A 3,930-nucleotide genomic window follows, 5' to 3' on the forward strand; every position below is an offset into this window, starting at 1 on the left:
GTGGGGGAAGGGCGGGACGGGCGGTCAGGCGGGCCATTCGGGGTGGCGCTTGTCGAGGAAGGCGCGCATGCCCTCCTGGGCCTCGGGGGTCTGGCTGGAGGCGGCCATGACCTCGACGGCGTAGGTGTAGGCGTCCCGTTCGGGACGGTCGAGCTGGGCGTACATGGCCTGCTTGCCGAGGGACTTGCTGCGGGGGCTGCCCTGGGTGGCGCGCTGGAGGAGGTCGTGGACGGCCTTGTCGAGCTCGTCGTCTGGGACGGCGTAGTTGATCAGGCCCCAGGCGGCGGCGGTCGCGGCGTCCACGATGTCGCCGGTGAGGGCCATCTCGGCGGCGCGTTTGCGGCCGACGTTGCGGGAGATGGCGACGAGGGGCGTGTGGCAGAACCAGCCGCCCTTGCCGCCGGGGGCGGCGAAGCCGGCGCTCTCGGCGGCGACGGCGAGGTCGCAGCCGGCGACGAGCTGGCAGCCGGCGGCGGTGGCGAGGGCGTGCACGCGGGCGATGACGACCTGGGGGACGGACTGGATCGTCCCCACCAGGTCGGTGCAGGTCCGCAGGAGGTCGCGGACGTCGGCGTGGGACGCCCCGGCCATGTCGCCGAAGTCGTGGCCGGCGGAGAAGACCGGGCCGTTCGCGGCGAGGATCACCCCGCGCGCGTCGGTGGCGGCGACCTCGCGGAAGGCGCCCGTGAGCTGGAGGAGGAAGGCGCGGGACAAGGCGTTGCGGCGGCGGGGCCGGTTCAGGGTGATGGTGGTGAACGCGCCGTCGCGCTGGACGAGGACATCGCTGGCTTCGCTCATGGTCGCGACGTTACGTCAGGGCCGGACGGCGCGCACGGCCGGGCATCCAATTCAAGTGGGATGTCAGACCCGCGGCGTACCGTGGACCAGTCCACGGACGCACCGAGGGGGTATGGCCTTGAAGCTGCTCACCGCCACCAACTCAAGCCAGGGATACCGCGACAACGACTTCGACTGGTGCGTCGAAGGGGAGCTGGTGCACATCGGGGTCGTGTGCGCTCGCGACCGCGACGACCCGGACGGGGGCTGCGGCTGCGGGCGCTCGTTCGCGGGGCTGAACTCCCACCGCGCGACCACGACGGCGATGGTGCGGGAGGTCCCGGGGTTCACCGACGCCGACTACGTCGAGGCGATCCGCTCCAGCCTGGAGCAGCAGGGCTGCGACGCGTCGTTCGCCGAGCACGAGGCGGCGCTGCTGTGGTGCCTTGTCCGCGACTGGCCGGTGGGGGCGATCGTCGAGCGGCGGCTCAATGAGATCGTGGTACGGCAGGTCGTCCAGCCCTGACCAGGAGGTGCGCAGTGCTCGTCGCGTTCTCGGTGACCCCGCTCGGCACGGGTGAGGATGTGGGGGAACTCGTGGCGGAGGCGGTGCGGGTGGTGCGGGCCAGCGGCCTGCCGAACCGCACCGACGCCATGTTCACCACGATCGAGGGGGAGTGGGACGAGGTGATGGCGGTGGTGAAGGCGGCGACCGACGCCGTGGCGGCGCGGGCGCCCCGGGTGAGCCTGGTGGTCAAGGCCGACCTGCGTCCCGGGGTGACCGGCGCCCTTGACGCCAAGGTCGAGACGATCGAGCGGCACCTGGCCTGATCAGCGGAAGCACGCCTTGGCGCCGCCGGTCCCGCCGCGCGAGAAGTTGCGCCGGCGCTGCGCGGCCGAGCCGTGGTCGCCGGGCTTGGTCCACGGGGCCCGGTCGCCGATGACCTGGAACGCCGAGGCGATCTCCTGCTCGTCCCCGTCCTCGAACGTCAGCTCGCCGTCGTCGGACGAGCCGTACAGCACCGCACCGGCCAGGCAGTCGGCCTGCAGCTCGGCCGCCGGGGACACCAGCTCCCGGCGCAGCCGGTTCTGGACGGCGTGCCCCCACTCGTGCGCGATCACCAGGTACACCCAGGCGTCGCCGCGCGCGTAGCCGGACCGCATCAGGTGGGCGTCCCAGGCGACGAAGTCCCCGGCCGGGCAGTAGGCGGCGTTGTCGCGTTCGAGTCGCTGCCTGCCGCAGCGCGGCGCGGACGCGGGGTCGCGGCCGTCGTAGAGCCCGAGGACGCGGGGCGAGGTGTAGGAGCCGGTGAACAGCTCCGGCCAGTGCCGCCGCCAGAAGCCGTCCGTGATCGTCTGCGCGGTCCGGACGTCCTGTTGGAACTCGCGCTCGTTGAAGCCCCGGGGGATCCCGCCGACCCCGCGCCGGGGGGCGGGCGAGCCGGTGCCGTCCGGCGTGCTCTGGGCGGCGGGCCGCGCCGAGCCGGGCAGCCGGTCGCCGACCTTCAGGTCGCAGCCGCCCGCCAGGACGAGCGCGGCGGCGAGCGCCAGGGCGGCGGCCGGTCGCCTCGGGAAGTGCTGTGCCGTCTCCGTCATACCCCGGGGTACGCAGCCGCGCCCCCGGATGGCCGGGCGGGTGGCCGATTCCGGGCGTCAGGTCGCGGCGATGAGGGAGCGGGCCGTCTGGACGAGGCCGGTGTTGTCCGCGGCGGCCGAGCCGTCGGGCAGGACGAGGACGTCCTCCAGCCCGACGCGGGTGTCCAGGCCGAGCCGGGTGGCGAGGCGGAGGACGGGCCAGGCGCCGCCGTCCTCGCCGTGCAGCAGGATCGGGCGCCCGTGCCCGGTGCCGAGGGTGTGCAGGAGTTCTTTGGCGGTCTTCTTCGCGGTCTCCGGGCCGGTGTCGGTGACCTCGGCGAGGACGCGCAGGACGCGGCCAGCGTGCGGCCAGCGCAGGAAGCGCTCGGCCGCGTCGGTGCCGGAGAACACGCCCGCCTCGATGCCGACGCCGCGGTCGAGGAGGACTTCGGCGACCGCTTCGGCGCCGTCCTCGTGCCAGTTCACCGACGCGTGGTCGGGCAGGACGGTCCAGGAGCGGACGAGCGCGACGCGTTCGGCGGGGTCGGGCGCGGCCCAGGCGCCGGTGGTGACGCCGACGGGGATCTCCGGGGCCGCCGCGCGGACGGCCGTGACGACCGCGGCGACGTGGACGGGGTCCAGGGTGTCGGCGCCGGCGCCGTCCTTCGGGTGGACGTGGGCGTCCGCCGCGCCGACGTCGGCGGCGGCGCGGACGGTGGCGGCGACCTCCTCCGGCGTGACCGGCACGCCGAGGTGGTCGGTCCTGCTCCGCGGCCCGTTCGGGCAGACCTGCAGCATGGACCGATCATCTCAGGTCCGGGTCAGGGCGTGATGACGCAGGGTGCCGCGCCGCACACGTCCACGATCCGGCCGGTGCGGAGGAAGATCGCCTTCTGCCTGCGCGCTCCGGGGTCGCGCCGCGGGTCGGCGTGGGGGTCGCGGCCCTGCGTCGGCGGCGTGTTGGTCAGCGGGGGCACGGGGGAGCCGCTGTCCCACACGACCATGGCGGAGCCTCCCGTGGACGCGCCGAACGTCGGGATGCCCCAGTACGGGACCTTGTCGGGGCTGCGGCCGGGTGTGACGGCGGGGGCGTGGATCCGGGCGCCGATCGTCCGGGCCTCGACCTCGGCGGCCACGGGCGCCACCTGGTGGTCGCCGAACGCGACGTGCATCAGCACCTGGTGCCTCGGCGTGCCCGGCAGCGGGTCGCGGGTCATGTGCCAGGCGTAGCCGTTGGCCTCGCCCCGGTCCCACAGCATCTGGATGAGGCCCAGGACGATCTGCTGGTCGAGCTTGTCGGAGGCGTCCATGACCTTGCCGAAGGCGGCGAAGTCCACGCTGCGGTTGAGCACGGTGCCGTAGTTCATCGCCGGGACGCCGAGGACGGCGCGGCGGATGTCGGGGGAGACGGCGGTGAGGGCGCCGCCCATGATGCCGCCCTGGCTGTTGCCGTCGTAGGCCAGCCTCGGCGCCCGGGGCGATGAGCGGCTGCTCCGTTCAGTTGCGGCGAGTCGTGGTTATGGGGAACAACTCGCCGCAAGTCAATGTGGGAGGGGGCGGGGGTGAGGTGTTTGTGGG

6 protein-coding genes are annotated in these 3,930 nt (G+C 74.1%); 2 read left to right on the top strand and 4 right to left on the bottom strand.

Features of this window, described 5'->3' with window-relative positions; translation table 11 throughout:
- Positions 1 to 24 precede the first annotated feature (24 nt).
- A complete protein-coding gene (locus E1298_RS44940) occupies positions 25 to 798 on the bottom strand; it encodes an enoyl-CoA hydratase-related protein (protein ID WP_131903488.1) in 774 nt (257 codons plus the stop codon).
- A 112-nt stretch (positions 799 to 910) separates the two neighbouring features.
- Between E1298_RS44940 and E1298_RS44945 the strand changes: the two genes are divergently transcribed.
- Positions 911 to 1,303: a DUF7715 family protein gene (locus tag E1298_RS44945; RefSeq protein ID WP_131903489.1), complete on the top strand. Its 393-nt coding sequence runs from the start codon at positions 911 to 913 to the stop codon at positions 1,301 to 1,303.
- Positions 1,304 to 1,317: 14 nt separating this feature from the next.
- Entirely contained in the window at positions 1,318 to 1,608 is a 291-nt protein-coding gene (locus E1298_RS44950; protein WP_131903490.1) for an MTH1187 family thiamine-binding protein, read from the top strand.
- On the opposite strand, the gene E1298_RS44955 is transcribed toward E1298_RS44950, so the two are convergent.
- Genes E1298_RS44955 through E1298_RS44965 form a run of 3 tightly spaced genes read right to left on the bottom strand, consistent with a single transcriptional unit; the run spans position 1,609 to position 3,782 of the window.
- The gene (locus E1298_RS44955; protein ID WP_131903491.1) at positions 1,609 to 2,373 is read right to left on the bottom strand and encodes a neutral zinc metallopeptidase; all 765 of its coding nucleotides are present in this window, start codon (positions 2,371 to 2,373) and stop codon (positions 1,609 to 1,611) included.
- A gap of 57 nt (positions 2,374 to 2,430) precedes the next feature.
- Complete coding sequence (locus tag E1298_RS44960; protein ID WP_131903492.1) at positions 2,431 to 3,150, bottom strand: 3-keto-5-aminohexanoate cleavage protein; 720 nt, start codon at positions 3,148 to 3,150, stop codon at positions 2,431 to 2,433.
- A gap of 23 nt (positions 3,151 to 3,173) precedes the next feature.
- On the bottom strand, positions 3,174 to 3,782 hold the full coding sequence (locus tag E1298_RS44965; RefSeq protein ID WP_243726231.1) for a hypothetical protein: 609 nt from the start codon (positions 3,780 to 3,782) through the stop codon (positions 3,174 to 3,176).
- Positions 3,783 to 3,930 lie beyond the last annotated feature (148 nt).

Source organism: Actinomadura rubrisoli (assembly GCF_004349215.1).
In the GTDB taxonomy this organism is placed as follows: Bacteria; Actinomycetota; Actinomycetes; order Streptosporangiales; family Streptosporangiaceae; genus Spirillospora; species Spirillospora rubrisoli.